17 protein-coding genes are annotated in these 20,547 nt (G+C 74.1%); 11 read left to right on the top strand and 6 right to left on the bottom strand.

The annotated features are described in order from the left end of the window. Positions 1 to 224 precede the first annotated feature (224 nt). From ACIG3E_RS01725 to ACIG3E_RS01715, 3 genes are all read left to right on the top strand, one after another. Entirely contained in the window at positions 225 to 1,808 is a 1,584-nt protein-coding gene (locus ACIG3E_RS01725) for a glycoside hydrolase family 20 protein (RefSeq protein WP_399609934.1), read from the top strand. 120 nt (positions 1,809 to 1,928) lie between these two features. Next, positions 1,929 to 2,441, top strand: a complete 513-nt coding sequence (locus ACIG3E_RS01720) for a hypothetical protein (RefSeq protein WP_399609930.1) — start codon at positions 1,929 to 1,931, stop codon at positions 2,439 to 2,441. Positions 2,442 to 2,533: 92 nt separating this feature from the next. Then, positions 2,534 to 3,076 (top strand): hypothetical protein, encoded by a 543-nt coding sequence (locus ACIG3E_RS01715; protein WP_399609927.1) that lies wholly within the window; start codon positions 2,534 to 2,536, stop codon positions 3,074 to 3,076. 77 nt (positions 3,077 to 3,153) lie between these two features. Here ACIG3E_RS01715 and ACIG3E_RS01710 read toward each other — a convergent pair whose 3' ends face one another. Next, on the bottom strand, positions 3,154 to 4,572 hold the full coding sequence (locus tag ACIG3E_RS01710; protein ID WP_399609926.1) for an FG-GAP and VCBS repeat-containing protein: 1,419 nt from the start codon (positions 4,570 to 4,572) through the stop codon (positions 3,154 to 3,156). 250 nt (positions 4,573 to 4,822) lie between these two features. Here ACIG3E_RS01710 and ACIG3E_RS01705 point away from each other — a divergent pair, with 250 nt between their 5' ends. From ACIG3E_RS01705 to ACIG3E_RS01695, 3 genes are all read left to right on the top strand, one after another. Then, entirely contained in the window at positions 4,823 to 5,713 is an 891-nt protein-coding gene (locus ACIG3E_RS01705) for a hypothetical protein (protein ID WP_399609924.1), read from the top strand. A gap of 323 nt (positions 5,714 to 6,036) precedes the next feature. Beyond that, positions 6,037 to 6,708 (top strand): RNA polymerase sigma factor, encoded by a 672-nt coding sequence (locus ACIG3E_RS01700; RefSeq protein ID WP_242729133.1) that lies wholly within the window; start codon positions 6,037 to 6,039, stop codon positions 6,706 to 6,708. Continuing rightward, positions 6,708 to 7,859: an extensin gene (locus ACIG3E_RS01695; protein ID WP_399609921.1), complete on the top strand. Its 1,152-nt coding sequence runs from the start codon at positions 6,708 to 6,710 to the stop codon at positions 7,857 to 7,859. The genes ACIG3E_RS01700 and ACIG3E_RS01695 overlap by 1 nt, the downstream gene beginning before the upstream one ends. A gap of 419 nt (positions 7,860 to 8,278) precedes the next feature. On the opposite strand, the gene ACIG3E_RS01690 is transcribed toward ACIG3E_RS01695, so the two are convergent. From ACIG3E_RS01690 to ACIG3E_RS01680, 3 genes are all read right to left on the bottom strand, one after another. Further along, a complete protein-coding gene (locus tag ACIG3E_RS01690; protein WP_399609919.1) occupies positions 8,279 to 9,223 on the bottom strand; it encodes a L,D-transpeptidase family protein in 945 nt (314 codons plus the stop codon). A gap of 103 nt (positions 9,224 to 9,326) precedes the next feature. Further along, complete coding sequence (locus tag ACIG3E_RS01685) at positions 9,327 to 9,824, bottom strand: MarR family transcriptional regulator (protein WP_399609917.1); 498 nt, start codon at positions 9,822 to 9,824, stop codon at positions 9,327 to 9,329. Continuing rightward, positions 9,821 to 11,275, bottom strand: coding sequence for an FAD-dependent monooxygenase (locus ACIG3E_RS01680; RefSeq protein WP_399609915.1), 1,455 nt, complete (start codon positions 11,273 to 11,275; stop codon positions 9,821 to 9,823). Before ACIG3E_RS01680 ends, ACIG3E_RS01685 begins: the two co-directional genes overlap by 4 nt. A gap of 28 nt (positions 11,276 to 11,303) precedes the next feature. Here ACIG3E_RS01680 and ACIG3E_RS01675 point away from each other — a divergent pair, with 28 nt between their 5' ends. After that, entirely contained in the window at positions 11,304 to 11,966 is a 663-nt protein-coding gene (locus tag ACIG3E_RS01675) for a TetR/AcrR family transcriptional regulator C-terminal domain-containing protein (protein ID WP_399610748.1), read from the top strand. Positions 11,967 to 12,125: 159 nt separating this feature from the next. On the opposite strand, the gene ACIG3E_RS01670 is transcribed toward ACIG3E_RS01675, so the two are convergent. Both ACIG3E_RS01670 and ACIG3E_RS01665 read right to left on the bottom strand, forming a co-directional pair. Next, on the bottom strand, positions 12,126 to 13,508 hold the full coding sequence (locus ACIG3E_RS01670; RefSeq protein WP_399610745.1) for an alpha-2,8-polysialyltransferase family protein: 1,383 nt from the start codon (positions 13,506 to 13,508) through the stop codon (positions 12,126 to 12,128). Positions 13,509 to 13,564: 56 nt separating this feature from the next. Continuing rightward, positions 13,565 to 14,545, bottom strand: coding sequence for a glycosyltransferase family 2 protein (locus tag ACIG3E_RS01665; RefSeq protein ID WP_399609913.1), 981 nt, complete (start codon positions 14,543 to 14,545; stop codon positions 13,565 to 13,567). 198 nt (positions 14,546 to 14,743) lie between these two features. Here ACIG3E_RS01665 and ACIG3E_RS01660 point away from each other — a divergent pair, with 198 nt between their 5' ends. From ACIG3E_RS01660 to ACIG3E_RS01645, 4 genes are all read left to right on the top strand, one after another. Further along, positions 14,744 to 16,081, top strand: a complete 1,338-nt coding sequence (locus tag ACIG3E_RS01660) for a DUF6716 putative glycosyltransferase (RefSeq protein ID WP_399609911.1) — start codon at positions 14,744 to 14,746, stop codon at positions 16,079 to 16,081. A gap of 98 nt (positions 16,082 to 16,179) precedes the next feature. Beyond that, positions 16,180 to 17,475 (top strand): cytidylyltransferase domain-containing protein, encoded by a 1,296-nt coding sequence (locus ACIG3E_RS01655; RefSeq protein WP_399609909.1) that lies wholly within the window; start codon positions 16,180 to 16,182, stop codon positions 17,473 to 17,475. 14 nt (positions 17,476 to 17,489) lie between these two features. Beyond that, entirely contained in the window at positions 17,490 to 18,425 is a 936-nt protein-coding gene (locus ACIG3E_RS01650) for an N-acetylneuraminate synthase family protein (RefSeq protein WP_138961464.1), read from the top strand. 427 nt (positions 18,426 to 18,852) lie between these two features. Continuing rightward, positions 18,853 to 20,079 carry a hypothetical protein gene (locus ACIG3E_RS01645; protein ID WP_399610743.1) on the top strand — a complete coding sequence of 409 codons (1,227 nt, stop codon included), beginning with the start codon at positions 18,853 to 18,855 and terminating at the stop codon, positions 20,077 to 20,079. The last annotated feature ends 468 nt before the right edge of the window (positions 20,080 to 20,547 follow it).

The raw sequence follows: 20,547 nt of genomic DNA, 5'->3' as shown, positions 1-20,547 counted from the left end.
GTGGAATCGGCGCGGCGAATTCATCCGGATGGGAGAGTTTGGCGGCACCGAGTGGACGGGCGGGGCCGGGGAGACGGGGCTTAGCGTGGGGGTGTGGACGCCTTGATACGCGTGCGAGCCGTGGGGGCGGTGCGAGCCGTCCGAGTCGTGGGGGCGGTGCGAGCCGTCCGAGCCGCGGGGGTCCCGCGGGCCGCGACAGCCGACGCTGACGGAGGTGACCGGCGGTGACGCGGCGGCGCGCGGCCCTCATCGGCGGAGGCGTCGTCGCGGCCGGTGCCGTGGTCGTGGCCCTGGTGGCGTGGCCCGACGGCGGCGGCAGCGACGGCGGGCGGCGGAGCGGCCGGGCCCCCACCTCCGCCGAGCCCTCGCGGTCCTACGCCCTGTCCAAGGCCCCGCGGACCATCCCCGCCGTGCGCGAGCACACCCCCGCCCGCGGCCCCGGCTGGCGCCCCGGGCCCGGGGGCCGCGTGGTCGTGGGCGCCCCGGAGCTGCGTGACGAGGCCCGGCTCCTCGCCGGTGAGCTGCGGCTGCGGTACGGGGGCGAGGCGCGGCCCCGCCGGGGCGACGTACGGCTCGACCTGGAGGACGGCCCGGCGGGCGGGAACCCGGAGGCGTACACGCTCACCGTGAAGGACCGGATCGTCCGCATCGGCGCCCCCGCGCAGGCGGGCGTCTTCTACGGCACCCGCACCCTGAAGCAGGCCGTGCGCGCCGACGGCGCCGCGCCCGAGGGCGTCGTACGGGACGCGCCCGCGAAGCCGCGGCGCGGGTTCATGGTCGACATCGCGCGCAAGCCCTTCTCGGCCGAGTGGATCGAGCGGCGCGTGACGGAGCTCGGCGACCTCAAGTACAACGAGCTGGGCCTGCACTTCTCCGACGACCAGGCGTTCCGGGTCGCCTCGGAGTCGCACCCGGAGGTGGTGTCGGCCGACCACCTCACCAAGGAGCAGGTGCGCCGCATCGTCGACCTCGCCGCGAGCCGCCACATCACGGTCGTGCCGGAGATCGACTCGCCCGGGCACCTGGGCGCGGTCCTCAAAGCCCACCCGGACCTCCAGCTGCGCGACACCCGGGGCGTGGCGACGCGGGGGGCCGTGGACATAGCGAATCCGAAGGCGGCCCGGATCGTAGACGACCTCCTGCGCGAGTACGGCGAGCTGTTCCCCGGCGGGCAGTGGCACATCGGCGCCGACGAGTACCAGGCCCTGGTCGTCCGCGACCCGGAGGCGTCCTATCCGCGCCTGGCCGCGGCCGCGCGCGAGCGGCTCGGCCCCGGCGCCCGGATCCAGGACCTGGCGACGCGGTGGCTGAACGACCGGGCGCGGGCGGTCGGCCCGGCGCGCGCGGTCCGGGCCTGGAACGACGGCTTCTTCCGCGGCGGCGTCACGGCTGTCGACGAGCGCGTCGAGGTCGCGTACTGGACCGGCAAGGAACTCGGCGCCCGCGACCCCGTGGAGTACCTGCGCGGGGGCCGCGAGGTCGTCAACTACAACGACGAGTACCTCTACTACGTCCTGGGGGAGCCGAACGACTTCGCCTACCCCACCGGGCAGCGCGTCTACGAACAGTGGACGCCGCGCGTCCTGCGCGGCACCCGGCCGGTCGACGCGGCGTACGACGACCGGATCCTCGGCGGGGTCTTCGCCGTCTGGTGCGACCTCGCCGGGGCCCAGACGCAGGAGCAGGTGGCCCGGGGCATCCGGATGCCGCTGCGGGCGACGGCGCAGAAGCTGTGGGACGCGCGGCGGCCCTCGCTGCCGTGGCGCGGCTTCGTGGACCTCGCGGGGCGGGTGGAGAGCGGCGGCTGACGGCCCGCCGGAGTTTGAGGACACGCCTGTGCGGGCCACCTAGGGGGGAAAGGGGCACGGCCCTCTAGGGTGTGCGGCCACGGCAGCACAGGCACGGGTGCGAGTACGACGGGGGCGGGGATGGGTTACTGGGGCTATTACGTCGTGGGGAGGAGCGCGCGTCCACTGGGGGAGTGCGCGGCGCTCGCGGGGGCGCGGGACGAGCTCGAACTCCTGGAGCGGCGGCCCGACGGCTGGCAGGTGTGGGAGTGCCCGAGCAAGGCCACCGAGGAGGCCAGGGACGTCGGGAGCATGAACGCGCTCGCCGCGGAGACCGGCGCGCCCGCCCTCTTCGGCTATGTGATGGACAGCGACTGCGTGGTCGTCGAGGCGGCCGCGCCGGAGAGCGGCGTGTGGACGACGTGCCTGGCGCGGGACGCGATGGCCGGGTACCTGGCCGCGAGCGACCTGACGGTCGAGGACTACTTCCTGGAGCCGCGCGACGCCGCCGAGCGCGCCGTCGCTTGGGCCGCCGAGGCGGACCGCACCGCGCGCTCCGCGGCGCTGCTCGACGTGCTGCGCGCCGATGCCGAGCCGTCCGCGGAGCAGTTGTTCTTCCGGTTCCTCGACCGGCTCGGGGTGCTGCCGCAGTAGCCCCGGCCCACCAGCGCTTTTCGGCCGCAGTGACGGAAACGGGCCGTCGGACGCTGTAAGGGCATGTGAAGCCAGAAGAGTCACGTGCGAGCTTGGTGGAACTGATCGCCCAGGCCGATGAGACAGCTCTCGCCGCGAGCGGGCTCGCCTGCCTCGACCGGTGCGTGCCGCTGTTCGGCGACGGCGTCGACGAACAGGTCCTGCGACCGCTGTGGGCGAACCTCGCGCACGGCACGGCGTGGGACGGGGCGCTCGCCGGGGCGCGGCGGGCGCTGGCGGCGGGGGAGGGCGGGGCCGGGCCCGCGTGTCCGGGGGGCGGTGAGGCGGCGGCCCTCGCCCGGCGCATGCTCGCCGCCGTGCCCGCGCGGCGCACCGCGGGCGCGCTGCGGACCTGGGCCGACGGCTGCTCCGCCGCCGCGCTCCAGGTCCACCGCCTGCTCGACACCACCGACGAGGGCCCCCGGCGGCGCGTGGCCCCGCTGGTCGCCGCCGAGCTGCGCCGCCAGATACGCGTCCTGGAACTCCTCGCCGGGAGCGCCCCCGGCGGCGGCCTGCGCCAGGTGCTCGACGTGTCGACGGAGGGCCGCCGGGTGCTGCGAGCAGCGGTATCCCGCCGCGCGAGGAGCACCCCTTAGGGAAGCGCCCCTCAAGGGGCGCGGGGAACTGCGCGAGCAGCCACGACGCACCCGCAGACGGGTCACGGCGCGGATGACTACGGCGCGAGCACCTGCCCAAGGTGCGCCCCCGCAGGAGTCCCGACCTGGGCCCGCGCGTAGTAGACCCCGCTCGTCCGCACGACAGTGCCATCGGCCCCGGTGTCGAGCTGAAGCACCGTCCCGTCGCCCTTGTCCTCCCCCTCGGCCCCGACCGCGAGGTCAGGGTGGCCGTTGCCGTCGAAGTCGCCGAGCGAGACCGAGGAGCCAAGCCGGTCGCCGCTCTCCGTGACACCGGGGACATCCGGTTCGTCCTGGCTGACAGCCAGCGCCCCCGCACCGGTCAGGCCCGAGCGCGAGCCCTTGAGCAGCAGGGACGTGCCCGCGTCCGTACGGGCCTTGCCCGCGCGCGTGATGTCCTCGCCCGGGGCGCCGGTGAGCACGTCCGCGCAGCCGTCGCCGTCCACGTCGGCCGCCGCGACCGACCAGCCCATCGCGTCGCCCGCCTCGGCCGCGCCGGGCACCCCGGCCGTGGCCTGGTGGACGGTCCGCGCGCCCGTGCTCGTGAGGCCGCCGGAGCCGCCGTTGACGACCGTGACCTGGCCGCCCGCGTGCGCGTCCGACTCGGCGGTGTACGGCTGGCCGATGACCAGGTCGTCGTAGCCGTCGCCGTTCACGTCGGCCGCCGCGACCGAGCGGCCGCCGGGGGTGGCGATCGTGCCGACCCGGCTGAGGCCCGAGCGGGTGCCCCGGAACCAGACGGCCTTGGCCCGGCCCGCCGGGTCCCGGTAGGAGAGGGCCACGTCCGCGTACCCGTCGTGGTTGAAGTCGCCGGACGCGGCGGCGGGGAAGGAGATCGCCTGCTCGGCGGAGGTGATCGTGCCCGCCGCCTCCTGGTCCGCCGAGAACCGCGCGGCCCAGCTGCCGCCCGTCCCGGTGGCCGCGGCGAACACGTCCGCCCTGCCGTCCTTGTTGAAGTCGCCGACGGCCACGGCCGAGCCGAAGCGCGCGCCGCCGTACGCGAAGTCCTCCGACAGCTGCATGTCCGTGCCCGAGGCGTAGTCCGGGCCGTACAGCATGGTGACCGCGCCCCGGTCCTTGTGGCCCGCGGTGTCGTCCTCGCCGGGCGCGCCGATGACGAGGTCCGGGTGGCCGTCGCCGTTCAGATCGCCCCGGGCGGTGGCGGCGGCCCACTCGTCGCCCGGCTCGTCCAGGCCGGGGACGCCGGGGCTCGACTGCGTGAGGTTCTTGCGCGCGGTGGCGTCGGGGCCGTCGGCGGCGCCCGGCAGGACGGTCAGGGCGCCCGTGGAACCGCCCGCCCGGGGCATGCCCGCCACCAGGTCCGCGGCGTCGGCCGCAGTCGCGGTGCCGGTCGCGGCGCCGGTGGCCGCGTGCGCCACCGCTCCCGTGCCGCTGACGGCGGCGCCGCCGAGGACGACGCTGCCCACGGCGAGCCAGGCCTTGTGCTTGAGGGTCACGTACCCCACCCCTTGAGAACTCCTGAGCTCGTGTAGCGAACTCCCGCTGAATCAACGAGTTCGTAAGACTTATGGGCGGGGCGGAGGGTTGTACGGGGTGGCGGGAAACGGCGCGTGATGTATCCCGCACGCCTGTGGTGTGACATCCGAGCGCTCCTGTGCGCAGGGTTCATGAGAAACGTATGAGAAGGCCGACGGACACGCGGACACGTGGGCGCGCGGGCAGAGCGGGGCGGAGACGGTGGGAACTGTGGGGCTCAGGGCGCGGCACGGTACTCGGGGCGGCGCGCGCCGCCGGTGGACGCGGGCGGCGGCCCTCGCGCTCGTGGCCGGTTCGCTCGCGTCGGCGACGACGGCCTGCGGCGGCGAGCGGGAGCCGGTGCGCCTGAGCGGCGGCACGTTCGAGAAGGAACTGCCCCGCGACGAGGCGCGCGGCCAGCAGCTCACCCTGCGGGCCCTGGAGCTGATGAAGGCGACGCACTCGATGCGGATCAACGTCGCCCAGACCAAGGGGTCCGTGGCGGCAGGCACCGCGCGGCGCCAGGAGGTGACGCTGCACGTCGACCGGGAGAGCAACTGCACCGGCACGGTCGAGGAGGGCATCATGCGCGGCGACCTGATCATGATCGAGGGGCGCACGACGTATGTGCGCTTCCAGGACTCCTCGCTCGACGCCCTCGGCTCGCTGGCCCGGCAGCGCGGCCCCGCGGTCGCCGCGCAGATGGAGCGGCGCATCGGGCTGCTGCGCGGGAAGTACGTGAAGTTCCCCACGGGCGACGGGAGTTCGGGCCGACGCGTGATGCCGTCGGCGCAGTGCGACCTGGACGAGGTGCTCGGCCACCTCGACGGCGTGGGCGGCACCACCACCATCCGCGCCCAGGACGCGACGTGGCGCTACGGCCGCCGGGTCATACCCCTCGTGGAGCGGCAGGACGGCACGGACACCACCGTCTACGTCGCGGCGCGGGGCAAGCCGTACCTGGTCGCGATGGAGCTGGAGGAGACCGGCGGCGACCGCATGACCATGCGGATCTCCGACTACGACAAGCCGGTCGAGGCGAAGGCCCCACCCGCCGCCCAAACGATCGACGCCAGCGAACTCCAGGGCTTCGGCAACGGCACCGGCCTCTTCCAGGTCTGACCCACCGCCCCGGAGAACACGTGGGAACGGCCGGGGCCGCCACCCCCCACAGGAGAGGCCCCGGCCGTCACACGGCACGAACCGCGTGGCGGTCCGTACTCCCTACTGCGTCGGGGGTGCGTTTTCTGTCACACCTCACGGAGTCACCCGCTAGTTGCGGGTTGTACAAACATGGACGTGCACGGCTTTCACGCCGTAGCGTGCAGTTTCGCGCCGTGTCGCGACCCATCACCGTGGGCCGCTTCCGGGCGGACCGCGAGCGGCGGACGGCGCGCCATGAGACCCGTGAGAGCCGCGCCTGGCCAGGCGCAGAGGGGCCCGCAGTGCAGGGGGAGGACGACGCCGAGCTGACCGCCGCCGTGCTCGCGGCGCAGGCCGGGGACGAGACCGCGTTCCGGACGGTGTACCGCGCCGTGCACCCGCGGCTGCTCGGCTACGTACGGACGCTCGTCGGTGATCTCGACGCCGAGGACGTGGCGTCCGAGGCGTGGCTGCAGATCGCCCGTGACCTCGACCGGTTCAGCGGCGACGCGGACCGGTTCCGCGGCTGGGCGGCGCGCATCGCCCGCAACCGCGCCCTGGACCACATCCGCATGCGCGGGCGCCGCCCCGCGATCGGCGGCGACGAGACCGAGCTGACCGGAAAGCCCGCCGACGCGGACACCGCGGGCGAGGCCATGGAGTCGCTCGGCACCGACGCGGCGCTCGCGCTGATAGCCCAGCTCCCGCAGGACCAGGCGGAGGCCGTCGTGCTCCGGGTCGTCGTCGGCCTGGACGCGAAGAGCGCGGCCGAGACGCTCGGCAAACGCCCCGGAGCGGTGCGTACCGCGGCCCACCGCGGGCTCAAGCGGCTCGCCGAACTGATGGGCGCCGACGACGCCGCGCGGGCGCGCGGGCTCGGCGCCGTACCCCCGCAGCCGGACCCGCACGGACGCGCGGTGCCCCCGTCCCCCTGTGTGACGCATTCGCGTACGCGGACGCAGAAGGACATGTGATGGCCGACGAGCAGGACAAGTGGCTGGACCGTGTCGCGGCGGAGCGTTTGCTGCGCGGCGAGCGGCTCGACGGCATCGGCGATCACGACCGCGAACGGGCCGAGCGGCTCGCCCAGGCCCTCGCCGCGCTGTCCGCGGGCAAGCCCGCGAAGACCGGTGAGGACGGCGAACTCCCCGGTGAGTGCGGCGCGTTGGCCGCCTTCCGGGCGGCGCGGAGCGGGCAGACGTTCGCGTCCGGCGCGGCAGGGGCCGCTGGGGCCACCGGGGCCGCTGGTGCGGTCGGTACGGGCGCGGGCGCGGCCTCGGGCGGTGTGCCCGGCGGCGCCCCCGACCCGGTCGACGCACCCGTGCGGATCGGCGGCTCCGCCGCCGTGCCCCGGCCCGTGCGCTGGGGGCGCCCCCTGCGGCTCGGCGTCGCGGCGGCGCTCGCGGCCTGCATGGCCGGTGGGGTCGCGGTCGCGGCGGGCACCGGTGTGATCCCCTCCCCGTTCCACCGGGCCGACCGGGCGCCCGCCACCAGCGCGTCCCCGGTGCAGACGCCCGACCGGCCGCTGCGCAGCCCCTCGACGGACGCCGCCGCGCCGCCCGACGAGCTGCCCGACGAGGAGGACTCCCCCCTCGGCGACGACACGTCCGCCGAGCCGGACCCCTCGGCGACGTCGGCGGGGCCCGAGCGCTCCGCCGCCCCGGACGACGGCCGCGACCGGGGCGCCACGGGCTCGCCCGGCACGGACGCCGTCGACCCGGGCGAGGACGGCAAGCGCAACGACCGCAAGTGGTACAAGCACGTGGTCTCCGCCTGCCGGGACTACCGCAGCGGCGGCCTCGCCACCGACAAGCGCCGCCGCCTAGAGGAGGCCGCCCGTGGCGCGGAGCGCGTGCGCGCGTTCTGTGAGCGGGTCCTGGACGGCAAGGGCAAGGGCAAGGACAAGGACCGGGACCAGGACGACGACAAGCCCGGCCGCGGGAACGGTGGCGGCAACGGGCACGGCAATGACGGGGACGACGAGGACGACGACCACGGTGGTGGGCATCTGCCCGGCGGAGGCCACCACGGGGGCCGCCCCGGGGGCGGCAGCCAGGTTCCGCCCGTCACCCTGCCGCACCGTCCCCGGCCCGTCCCGTCGTACACGGCGGCCCCGGTCTTCTGACGCCGCCCCCCCCGCTGACGCGGCGTCCCCCGAACCCGCCCGCGCCCTTTGTCGCGCTGGCGCGCTCGTCCTCAAACTCCCCCAAGCCCTTAAGGAGCAGGGGGTACCCCCTCGACGGGCTGGATACCCACGGTGCGCGCCGGAGACTTCCAGCCCGTCCGGCGTTTGAGGACGAGGCGCGGAGCGCCGATGACGTCGGCCGGGCCCACCGCCACGGTGTGACGCAAGCCGCACCCGGCCCCTGTGACACTTTCCGGCCCCCCGGCGCAGTACAGAGTGAGCCGACTGGTCATCGGCCCGCGCACGAGCCGGGGTTCCCCCCGTACCTACGGCTCCGTGCCATTGGCGCGGGCGGAATTCGTTCCCCCGATTCCGCCCGCGCCCTCACTCGCCCCATCGGCCGGACCACCGGCCACCGGCTACCGGTAGATGACCACCCGGTCCCCGTCCCGGACCTTCTTGAAGAGGTCGGCGATCCGCCCCTCGTCGCGGACGTTCACGCAGCCGTGCGACGCCCCGGCGTACCCGCGCGCCGCGAAGTCGGACGAGTAGTGCACGGCCTGGCCGCCGCTGAAGAACATGGCGTACGGCATCGGCGTGTCGTACAGGGTCGAGACGTGGTGGCGGGACTTCCAGAAGACCGTGAAGACGCCCTCGCGCGTCGGGGTGTACTCCGAGCCGAAGCGGACGTCCATCGTCGACAGGGCCTTGCCGTCGACCATCCACGTCAGCGTGCGGCTCCCCTTGCTGATGCACAGCACGCGGCCGGTCAGACAGCGCCGGTCGGGCTTCGCGGGCGGCATGCCGCCGTCCGGGTACAGGGCGTAGCGCGTCGGCTCGTCCGTCATGCGCAGGAGCCGCGCCCAGGTGCGGGTGTCCGTCGCGCCGGTCGGGGCGAGGCCCCGCTTGCTCTGGAAGCCCTTGACCGCGGCGGCCGTCGCCGGACCGTACAGACCCGTCGGGTACTGGTGGAACCAGCTGAGCTGCCGCAGCCGGGCCTGGAGCTCGCGCACCCGCTCGCCCCGCTTGCCCTGGGCCATGATCACCGGGCCCGGCGGGGGCGGCGGCGTCGTCTTCGGCGGGGGCGGGGGCGGGGTCCACGACGGCGGCGGCGTCGGCTTCGGCAGCTTGGACGGGGGCAGCTCGGCCCGCGAGACGGGGGACTTGATCTTCGGCGTGGGGGAGCGCGTGGGGGTGGGGTCGGGGGCGCGGGGAGCCGTGCGCTTCGGTGGCGCGGCCTTGGCGTCGCCCCCGCCGTCCCGCCCCGCCGTGCCGACGGCCTGCGCCGTGCATCCGCAGGCCAGGGTCAGTGCGACGACGGCACCCGCCGCCGCGCGGCCCCTGGCTTTCGCGACCCTGCTCATGGATCCCCCACGTCACCTCGTGTCACTGCGATGGCCAACCCTCCGCAGTGTTTCCCACCCGCTAAGGATTGTGAACCACGCCTCGACGAGGGCCTGTTGGGGCTCAGTGGTGCCAGGCCGAGCCGTTGACGTTGTGGATCATCCGCTGCAGGACCTTGAGCGCCCGTACGTACTCGGCGTCGTCGATGCCCTCGTGGATCTGCTGCCGGGTCTCCGACTGGCGCGCGGCGACCCGCTGCTGGAGCTCGTGACCGGCCTGCGTGCGGGCCAGTCTGCGCGCCCCGCCCTCGGTCTCCTCGGTGAGCAGCTTCCGGCGGAGCAGGGCGTCGATGTTGTGCTCGATGCCGCCCTCGCCGAACTCCAGGTAGCCGCGCAGGACCCCGACGATCTCCGCGCGGTCGCGGGGGCCGTCCACCGGGACCTGGTTGAGGACCCACCACTGCGGCTGGGTGAGGCCCTCCTCGGCGAGCATCGTGCGGATGTGGTGCACGACGGCCTGGCCAGCGGCGGAACTCCAGTAGCCGATGGGCTGGTTGACCAGCTCGGCGTCGCTGTGCGAGGGGGTGAATGCGGGCTTCGTGGCGTTCGTGTCGTTCGTCATGACCAAGAAACTAGGACCTCAAGTTTGCTTGAGGTCAACTGGCTCTGGAGATCCTTTCCACCGCGGCCCGCCCAGGCCACGTAGCCGTCCGGGCGGACGAGGAAGAGGCCCGCGCCGTAGCCGTCCAGGGATTCCGTTCGGTGGGTGCGCACCAAGTCACCGTTGACGGACGGGGGTTCGGCCTCCGCGCCCACCGCGAGGAGGGTGAAGTGCGGGCCGCGGAAGGCGTCGAAGACGCGTCCCGTGCCGAGGCGGCCGTCCGGGGCCCGGTCGCCCGCGCGGAGGCCGCCGTCCGGCAGCGGGGTCCGGGTGGCCAGGGACAGGGGCGAGTCCCGGTACTCCAGGCCGAGCTGGCGCGTGGCCGCGCCCCTGCGGGCCTGGCCGCGGTGGATGCGGGTGGACAGGTCCAGCATCCGCGCGGCGGTGGGCAGCCGCTCCTGTTCGTACGTGTCGAGCAGCGCGTCCGGGGCCCCGTGCCGCAGGACGAGTCCGAGCTTCCAGCCCAGGTTGTAGGCGTCCTGCACGCTCGTGTTGAGGCCCTGGCCGCCCGCGGGCGAGTGCACGTGGGCCGCGTCGCCCGCCAGGAACACCCGGCCCGCCCGGAAGCGGTCCGCGAGCGCCGCGCGCGGCCGGAAGTCGGAGGCCCAGCGCACCTCGGTGACGTCCTCGGCCGCCAGGTGCGTGCGCGCGGCCACGGCCTCGCGCACGCCCTCGGGCGAGGTGTCGGGCGCCCCGCCCTCGGCGAACTGGGCGGTGAGCTGGAAGTCGGGCGTGCCCGGCAGCGGGCAGAGCGCGGTGAAGCCCGTGCCGGGCGACGGCGGGAAGACGTGCCAGTTGTCGCGGTCGAGCGCGGCCTCGCGGACGCGGACGTCGGCGACGAGGATCGGCTTGGGGTCGACGGTCTCGCCCGTCATGCCGATGCCCAGCGCGTGGCGCACCGCGGAGCGGCCCCCGTCGGCCGCGACGGCGTAGGCGGCCCGGACCGCGGAGCCGTCCGCGAGGCACGCGGTGACCCCGGCCGCGTCCTGGTCGAGCCCGGTCACCTCCGTGCCGAAGGCCACCGCGCCGCCGAGCTCGGTCAGGCGCGCGTAGAGGATCTCCTGCGTGCGCCACTGCGGCAGCAGCCACGGTCCGCCGTAGGGCGCGGCCTCCGTGGCCCTCGGCTCGTCGAACATGCGGTACTCGCCCTGCCGCCTGCCCCCGTCCCACCGCATGCCCACCGGGGCCGGGCCGCCCGCCTCCAGGACGGCGCCGATCACGCCGAGGTCGTCGAGGACCTCAAGGGTGCGCGGCTGGAGCCCCTTGCCGCGCGAGCCGGGGAACAGCCCCGGGGCGCGGTCGACGACGAGCGCGGGCACGCCGCGCCGGGCCAGGTCCACGGCCAGGGCGAGGCCGGTGGGGCCCGCGCCCACGATGAGGACGTCCGTTTCCTTAACGATGTTAAGTGCCATGCCCGGAGCATGCGCTTAACGGTGTTAAATTGTCAAGGTGGCTACGACACGACTGGACCGCGCCCGCGTGGCGCGCGTCGCCCTCGACCTGCTGAACGAGACCGGCCTCGACGGGCTGACCCTGCGCGCGATCGCCCAGCGCCTCGACGTCAAGGCCCCCGCCCTGTACTGGCACTTCAAGGACAAGCAGGCCCTGCTCGACGAGATGGCGACGGAGATGCTGCGCCGCATGGCGGCGGACCTGGCGGACGGTCCCGACCCGGCCGACGGGGACTGGGGCGCCGCCCTCACCGGGGCCATGCGCGCGCTGCGCCGCCACCTGCTGCGCTACCGCGACGGCGCGAAGGTCTACAGCGGCACGCACTTCACCGACATCTCGTACGCCGCGCCGATGGAGGCCCAGCTGCACCGCCTGACCCGCGCGGGCTTCACTCCGGCTGCCGCGGCCCGCGCCTGGCTGACCGCGTACAGCTACACGATCGGCTACGTCATCGAGGAGCAGGCCACGGCCCCGGACGGCCTCGACCTCACCGCCCGCGCCGAGCGCCTGAAGGACTACCCCCTGGCCGTGGCCGCGGGCGAGGAGATGTTCCGCGGCTACGAGAACGGCTTCGAGACGGGCCTCGCGGCAGTGGTGACGGGAATCGGAGCAACTCTGCGCGGCGCCCCATCAAGCCCGTCCGGCGATTGAGGACGAGCGCGCTAGCGCGATGCGGGAACGCGAGCGGAAACGGCGGGAGGGGGAACGGGGGAGGGGGAACGGGGGGTGCGGGGCACGCGCCCCGCACCCGGCACACCCGGCCGGGGCCCGCCCGGGGCACCCGGGGCCAGCCCGGGACCAGCCCTGGGCTCAGCCCAGGGCAGCCCGCTTCAGGGACCGCGCCCGCCGCGCAACCTTCCGTACGGCCGCGTTGCGAGGAATGAACGCCAGCTGCACCGGAATCCCCCCGGGCAGCGCAAGCGCAGTAAGGCGGCGCTTCTTGAAGTACCGCCAGGTGCGGTCGCTCAGGTGCGCCGCCAGATACGCCTCGGCGGCAGGCCGCAGGCCCGGGTAGATCTTGGGCTGCATGGCGAAGCCCACCGCGCGCACCAGACCGGTCAGCGCGCGCAGGTCGGGGCGCGCGTCCTGGTGGGCGACGGCGTCCCGGTCGGCCAGGTCCGGCAGCAGGGCGTCGACGAGGGTGACCGGGACGCGGTTGCTGTTCTCGTACGGCTTCAGGCGCTCCAGGAGCAGCTCCGTACCGACGCGGGCGACGGGCAGGTCGTAGAACGCGGACGCGGTGAGCAGCGCCGTCGAGAAGCAGCCGACGACGAGCGCGGGCCGCATCCGCTGGTAGAGGACCTCCGCGAGCACCGGCGTGTCCAGGACCGTCAGCTCGACGCCGATCCGCTCGGCCTCCTTCTCCAGCTGCCGCGACCAGCGCGCCGGAGCCGTCGGGTGGGGCTTGAACACCACGCGGGTGTGGCCGAGTTCGGCGGCGCCGCGCAGCATGGCGCCGTGCAGCTCCTCCTCTTCCTCCGCGGTGAGGATGCCGAGCGCGGACAGGTACTGGCCGAGCAGCAGCGCCGGTTCGCTGATCTGGGGGAGCGCGTCGATGGCGCCCGTGTGGGACTCGTCGTCGGCGAGCTCGGCGAGGACCTTCACGAAGGTCTCGGTCGGGACGACCTCCTGCTCCACGCCGAACTCCGTGAGCAGCAGGGGCTTCAGGCCCGGCACCAGGTCGAGGTGGAGCAGCCGCCGCACCCGGGTGCCGACCAGCGGGTCGAGCTTGCTGCGGGTCGGGCCGTAGCTCATCAGGCCGTCGGCGTAGACGTCGACCGGCGCGCCCTCGAAGATGCGCGCGACCGCGAGCGCCGGGTTGACCTGGATCGACTCGACGGCCAGCTCGACCCGGTCGTCGCCGAGGCCCCAGGCCAGGCGCACGTACCGCTCCCACAGCGGCAGGTCGTCGCCGCGCGGGGACCAACCGCCCGGGTGGAACGGGGAGATGGTCTCGTTCCAGGACACCACGTCGTCGAAGCGGGTCCGCAGCTTCTCGAAGCCGGGCATCGTGGCGACGGACGGCGTGGTCTCGGGCGTCGCCGCGTTGTTGGCGATCAGCAGGACGCGCCGGTCGGCCGGGCCGAAGCGGTCGGTGTCCAGGGCGGCGGCCAGCGTGGCGATGCCGTACAGCGTGGACGCCAGGAAGATCTGCGTGGTGCCCCGGCGGTGGTCGGGCGTCGCGGCGACCATGGCGGCGGTGTGCGGATCGCGCACATCGGCCCCGGCGCCCGGCAGTCCGGCGGCGCTCACGCGGCCACCTCCCCGGCGCCGACCGGACGGCGGCGGAGGCGGCGCAGGCGGGTGGCCCGCTGGAGGTCCATGGAGTCGAGCGCCTCGTCGAGGACGCCCTGCGGCATCCGCTTGAGCGCGGCCGCGCTCAGCGTCTTCAGCTTTCGCGCCACCGCCGGCTCGAACCTTTCGATTGATCCCAAGTGATGGGAGATGATCGCGCAATATGTACGGACGGCCTTCGGGAGCAACTTGTCCGCGTCGCGGTCCTCGGCCGTCTCCCGCACCACCTGGTCGAAGGCCTTGATGAAATCGAGCTGGCGCACATCGCCGATCTGCGTGAGCGACGAGGAAACGCCGCGCCGGTAAAAGACCCCCAAGAGGCTGACCGCCGCGAACGTTTCCGCCTCGCGGTGCAGCCGCCAGATCCACGGCCGGTCCTCCGCGGTGCGCAGACCGTGGGTGAAGTGCAGCAGCCCCCGGTCCAGGAGGCGGCGGTGGTAGACGCCCGCCCAGGCGAACGCGTAGTCCACGGACGTGGAGCGGTCCGCGGGCAGTATGACGTCGCGCGGGCTCATCACCACCCCGCGCCTGCCGTACGGGACGCGGTGCACGCTGCGGGCGCGCGCCGTGCACTGCACATGGTCGGTGCGGACGAAGTCGCACCCCAACTCCTCGATGGAGGCGACCAGTTGCCCGAAGTACCCGGGCGCGAGCCAGTCGTCGCCGTCGAGGAACGTGAGGTACTCGCCGCGGGCCGCGTCCAGACCCGTGTTGCGGGCGGTGGCCAGGCCCCCGTTCTGCTCGTGTCTGAGGTGCACGGCACCGGGGAGCTCGCGCGCGGCCCGCTCCAGGATGTCCGGCGTCTCATCCGTCGAGCAGTCGTCGACGAGAATGAATTCGAAGTCGTCACGCGCGTTCGCACGCAAAGACTTCAAGGTGTCGGGCGCGTATTGCTGCACGTTGTAGAACGGCACGATGACGGAGAGCTTAACCACGTGCGAGACGTTAGGTGTCGGCCCGGCATTCGTCTTGACCCGCGGTGGGATGTCAGGTGAACGAAGCGTGGCGGAATGGTTAACCGGGCTTCCCGTCACACCTTTGCCATGCTGCTTCGCCATTCGTCGGCACGCTGTTAACCGTTTGTTGCACCTGAGTTGGGCCGCCAATCGGAATGCCTTCCTAGCGTCTTCGCTGTGCCAGTAAGCAACAAGACGACGCGGGTCGCCGTGCTCGCGGACTCCGACACCCGGTGGAAGTGGGGCGCGCTCACCGCGCGGCGCCTCGTCGGATCCACCGGCGCCCAGGCCGCCCCCCAGGACGTGCACCTCGATGGATACCTGCTGCGCGGCCGGGCCACCCCGACGCCCCGCCAGCTCGAAGAGGTCGGCGTGCGGGCGGACAGCCTGCGCGAGGTCACCGCGATCGAGTTCCTGAGCGCGATGCGGGGCCGGGCCGCGGAGTACGACGTCCTCGTGCTCGCCCTGGTCGGCGGCGGCGTCCAGGCCGTCCTTCACGGCCTCGCCCGCGACTGGGCGGGCACCCGGCGGCGGCCCGTCGTCGTCACCGGCTACGTCGGCGTCGTCTACGAGAAGCTCGCCGACGGCCTGCTGCTCCGCCACGGCGCGGACGTCGTCCTCGCCAACTCCCGCCAGGACGCGGAGCGTTTCCGCGCGGTGTACGAGGGCGTGGGCGCCGACGCCGACAGCGTCACGGAGGCCGCCCTGCCCTTCCTCGGCGGCGAGCCCTACGCGCCCCGCGACCCCTACACGGTCGTCTTCGCCGCCCAGCCCTCCGTCCCCGAGAAGCGCGCCGAGCGCACGTACCTGCTCGACCGCCTCGTCCGGCACGCGCGGCTGCACCCCGAGCGCGAGGTCCTGCTCAAGCTGCGCAGCAAGCCCGGCGAGCACACCACGCACATCGAGGAACTGCCGTACCAGAAGCTCGTCAGGGGCATGGACGCGCCGCCCAACTTCCGCCTCGTCTACGGGCACATGGGCGAGGTACTCGACCGCACCGACCTGCTCGTCACGGTCAGCTCCACGGCCGCGCTCGAAGCCCTGCACCGGCGCGTCCCGACGGCCGTTCTCACCGACTTCGGCATCCGCGAGGCGCACGGCAACCACCACTTCATCGGCTCGGGCTGCCTCGCCTCCTGGGACCAGCTCGACACCGGCCACGTCCCCGAGCCCGACCCGGCCTGGGTCGCGCGCCAAGGCGTCGCCGCCGACGGCACGTACGACACGGCCTTCGACGAGGCCCGCAAGCGGGTCGCGGAGCTCGTCGGCCGCGCGGCCGAGAGCGGCCTGCCGCCCCTTGAGCCGTACTACACCCAGGTCACGGCCCCCGGCTATCTGCCCGGCATCCTCGCCCGCCACCACCTCGGCCCCGACGGCGCGCCGCTGCCCGGCGCCCCCACGGCCGACCGCGAGCCGGGCCCCGTACGGCAGGCCGTCCGCAGCGCGGCGCGCGGCGCCTACCGGCACGGAGTGCAGCGCGTCGCGCCGGTGATCCGGCGGATGGGCGAGCTGTGACCGGGCCGCGCCCGGAGCGCCGGGCCGTGATCCCGCAGCAAGGCCAGAACCCCCCACCAGGCATCCCTGACGCACCTGGCACCACTGAAGGAGCCTCCATGTCCAAGGCCCACCCACAGGGGGCGGCGGCACGCCGCGTCCTCGCCGTCATCCCCGCGCGGGGCGGCTCCAAGGGGGTCCCGGCGAAGAACCTCGCACCGGTCGGCGGCGTACCGCTGGTGGCCCGCGCGGTCCGCGCGTGCACGGCGTCCCGCCTGGTCACCCACGTCGTCGTGTCCACCGACGACACGGTGATCGCCGAGACCGCGCGCGCGGCGGGCGCCGAGGTGGTCCTGCGCCCGGCCGCCATCGCGGGCGACACCGCGACCAGCGAGGCCGCCGTCCTGCACGCCATGGACGCGCACGAGGCGCTGCACGGCGTACCGGTGGACGTGGTCCTGCTCGTGCAGTGCACCAGCCCCTTCATCACCCGCGAGGACGTCGACGGCATCGTCGAGGCGATCGTCGAGGGCGGCGCCGACACGGCCCACACCGTGGCGCCCTTCCACGGCTTCGTCTGGCGCGACGCGGGCGACGAGCCGCCCGCCATCGAGAGCGAGCGCACCACCGAGGAGGGCGGCTCGACCAAGGTCGTCACCGACACCGTCACCTCCGGCGGCTACGGCGTCAACCACGACAAGTCCTTCCGCCCCCGCCGCCAGGACCGCCCCCAGGACCTCCTGGAGACCGGCGCCGCCTACGGCATGGACGCGACCGGCTTCCGCGCGCACAAGCACCGCTTCTTCGGCCACACCGAACTGGTGCGGACCGACCCCGCGCGCGTCCTGGAGATCGACGACCCGCACGACCTGGCCCGCGCCCGCGCCCTCGCCCCGCTCTTCGACGCGGTGCGCTCGGGCGACGAGGCGGCCCTTCCGACCCGCGACGACATCGACGCGGTCGTACTCGACTTCGACGGCACCCAGACGGACGACCGGGTGCTGATCGATTCCGACGGACGGGAGTTCGTCACTGTGCACCGCGGTGACGGCCTCGGCATCGCGGCCCTGCGCGGGTCCGGCCTGAAGATGCTGATCCTGTCCACGGAACAGAACCCGGTCGTCGCCGCGCGCGCACGGAAGCTGAAGCTCCCCGTGCTGCACGGCATCGACCGCAAAGACCTCGCACTGAAGCAGTGGTGCGAGGAGCAGGGCATCGCTCCCGAGCGCGTGCTCTACGTCGGTAACGACGTCAATGACCTCCCGTGCTTCGGCCTCGTCGGCTGGCCCGTGGCGGTCGCGAGCGCCCACGACGTCGTACGCGGCGCCGCACGCGCGGTCACCTCCGTCCCCGGCGGTGACGGCGCGATCCGAGAGATCGCCGCCTGGATCCTCGGCCCCTCCCTCAACAGTTAAGGAAAGTTCCTGCCATGAGCACTACGGCCTCCGCCAACCGCCTGCGCACCCTCGGTTCGAAGACCGCGGGCCCCGGTCACCCCGTCTACATCACCGGTGAGATCGGCATCAACCACAACGGCGACCTGGAGAACGCCCTCGCGCTCATCGACGTGGCCGCCGACGCGGGCTGCGACGCGGTGAAGTTCCAGAAGCGCACGCCGGAGATCTGCACGCCGCGCGACCAGTGGGACATCGAGCGCGACACCCCCTGGGGCCGGATGACGTACATCGACTACCGCCACCGCGTGGAGTTCGGCGAGTCCGAGTACCAGGCCATCACCGAGCACTGCGCCAAGCGCGGCATCGACTGGTTCGCGTCGCCGTGGGACACCGAGGCCGTCGCCTTCCTGGAGAAGTTCGACGTTCCCGCGCACAAGGTCGCCTCCGCCTCCCTGACGGACGACGAGCTGCTCCGCGCCCTGCGCGCCACGGGCCGCACGATCATCCTCTCGACCGGCATGTCGACGCCGAAGCAGATCCGCCACGCGGTCGAGGTCCTCGGCTCCGACAACATCCTGCTCTGCCACGCCACGTCGACGTACCCGGCGAAGGCCGAGGAGCTCAACCTGCGCGTGATCAACACGCTCCAGGCCGAGTACCCGAACGTCCCGATCGGCTACTCCGGCCACGAGACGGGCCTCCAGACGACCCTCGCCGCCGTGGCCCTCGGCGCCACCTTCGTCGAGCGCCACATCACCCTCGACCGCGCCATGTGGGGCTCCGACCAGGCCGCGTCCGTGGAGCCGCAGGGCCTCACGCGCCTCGTCCGCGACATCCGCACCATCGAGGCGTCCCTCGGTGACGGCGTTAAGAAGGTCTACGAGTCCGAGCTCGGCCCGATGAAGAAGCTCCGCCGCGTGGCGGGCGTCGTCGCCGAGGCCGCGGACCGCGAGCCCGTGGCGGTCTGAGGCCCGACCGCCGCACGCCGACGGACGGGCGCGCCCCGCCCGTCGGCCCCCGGCGCCCCCGGGAGCGCACCGGCGCCGCTCCCGCGCCACGCGTTCCCGGGTGGCCTGTGCACGACCCCCACCGGCCCTCCCGCACGGGAGGGCCGGGGCCCGGACCGACCCGCCCCATCCCGTACGGGAGGACCGACCCATGTCAGCACGGAGCGCACGGCGCGCCGCGAGGACACCGCACGGCACGCTGGCGTTCGTGGAGTCGCCGGTGCAGCTGCTGAACGTGCTGGAGTGGGCGCACTCGGCGGCGCCGCCCACGACGGCGGAGGCGGGGGCCGCGCTGTCTACGGCGGCCGGTGCCGGGTCCGGGCCGTCCGCGGGGGCTGATGCCGAGCGGGCGCCATCCCCAGCGACGGGCGCCGGATCCGTGCCGTTCATGGCGGCCGAGGCCGAGTCTGAGTCGTCCGCGACAGCCGAGGCCGGGGCTGCACTCTCCACGGCGAGCGGCGCCGAGTCCTCGGCATCCATGGCGGCTGACGCCGAGCGCGCGCTGTCCACGGCGGCCGACGCCGGGGCCTCGGCATCCACGGCGGCTGAAGCCGAGGCCGCGCTGCCCACGGCGGCCGACCCCGAGTCCGGTCCAGGTGATCTGACCCTCGTGGTGCTCGCCCCCACCGACCCCATGACCCGGGGCCAGCTGCGCCGCATGGCCGAGCTGGCCCGCGCGGAGGGGCACACGGTGCGCTGGGAGGAGGCGCGCGGCGGCACGACCGCGCCGTTCCACACGATCGGCGGTCTCGCGGGCCCGCTGCGCAGGGCCGCCCGGATAGTGATCGGCGACCCCTTCTCGCGCTACGTACAGCTCCTGCTCACCATCACCCGGGCGCGGGACCTCGTCGTGGTGGACGACGGCACGGCCACCATGGAGTTCATCTCCCAGCTGGCCAACGGCGAACGCCTGGTGCGCTGGCACCGCAGGGGCGGCAGGCCGGGCCCCAGGGACATGGTCTTCCTGCCCGTCTCCTCCTCGGCCCGCCGCCGCCTCACGCCGCACCCCAAGGGCCGCCGCCGCGTGGAGGTCTTCTCCTCCATGCCCATCGACGCGGCGCCCGAGGGCGTCCACGTCACGGTGAACTCCTTCGCGTGGACGCGGGCCCGCTTCGGCCCGCCGCGCATCACCAAGGGCGCGGACCTGGTCGGCACGTCCCTGGTGGAGACCGGCGTGGTGGACCTCGACCGCTATCTGGAGGCGGTGGGCGCCCTCGCCCGTACGCACGGGGCGGCCCGCTACTTCGCGCACCGCCGCGAGAGCGCCGAGAAGCTGCACCGCCTGGCCGTGGAGACGGGCCTCCAGGTGATCCGCCCCGACCTCCCGCTGGAACTCATCGCCCGCCGGGGCCCCATCGGCCGCACCATCCTCAGCTTCCCCTCCACGGTCGTCCACACCCTTCCCCTCGCCCTGGCGGGTACGGAGGTCAAGGTCGCGGTCATGGACATCGACCCCGCGTGGCTGACCGACAAGGCGTCCCCCCGGGCCCAGGGCTTCCTCTCCGGCGTCACGGGCACCGCGCGCGACGTCCACCGCCTGGCCGCCCTCCAGCACCCCGACCCGGCTCCGGCCCTCCCCACCCAGCCCACCCGCCAGACCCCGGCCCCGGCCTGACCCGCCAGGGATCCGCCGGGCTCCGCCAGGGCCCCGCCCCGGGCGGAGCCCGCCCCTGTTCAACACCTGTTGACAGCCCGTTGATCACCCTGACGCACCATGAAAGAGCACCGCGCCTCCGTCCCCAGACGCGAACGCGGCCCCCGCCCCGCCCCCGCTCCCCGTCCGGTCACTGCGTTTGTCCCTACACAACCGTTGTGTCCCAAACCGGCCGGGGAGTGGGGTGGGTGTGGGTCCCGGGGCGCTTGGCAAAAACTTCTGGCTGCGCTCGGTGATACGGATGCCTCCCCTCCACGCCGGAGTGGCCGATTAATGTCCCTCGGGCCGACCGGACGGCGAACCTCCATGGCGCTTGCTTATGGAAATCCGTAGCAAGTCCGGTGGCGCGTCCGCCCGACAAGGCGCCTCGTGGGCAGGTTTCACGGGGGTCGATGCGGTTGGCTGGGACTCGCCACGCACGGACACGGT

Source organism: Streptomyces sp. NPDC053474 (assembly GCF_044544845.1).
Classification (GTDB): domain Bacteria; phylum Actinomycetota; class Actinomycetes; order Streptomycetales; family Streptomycetaceae; genus Streptomyces.
This window is presented reverse-complemented; position numbering and strand designations above follow the sequence as displayed.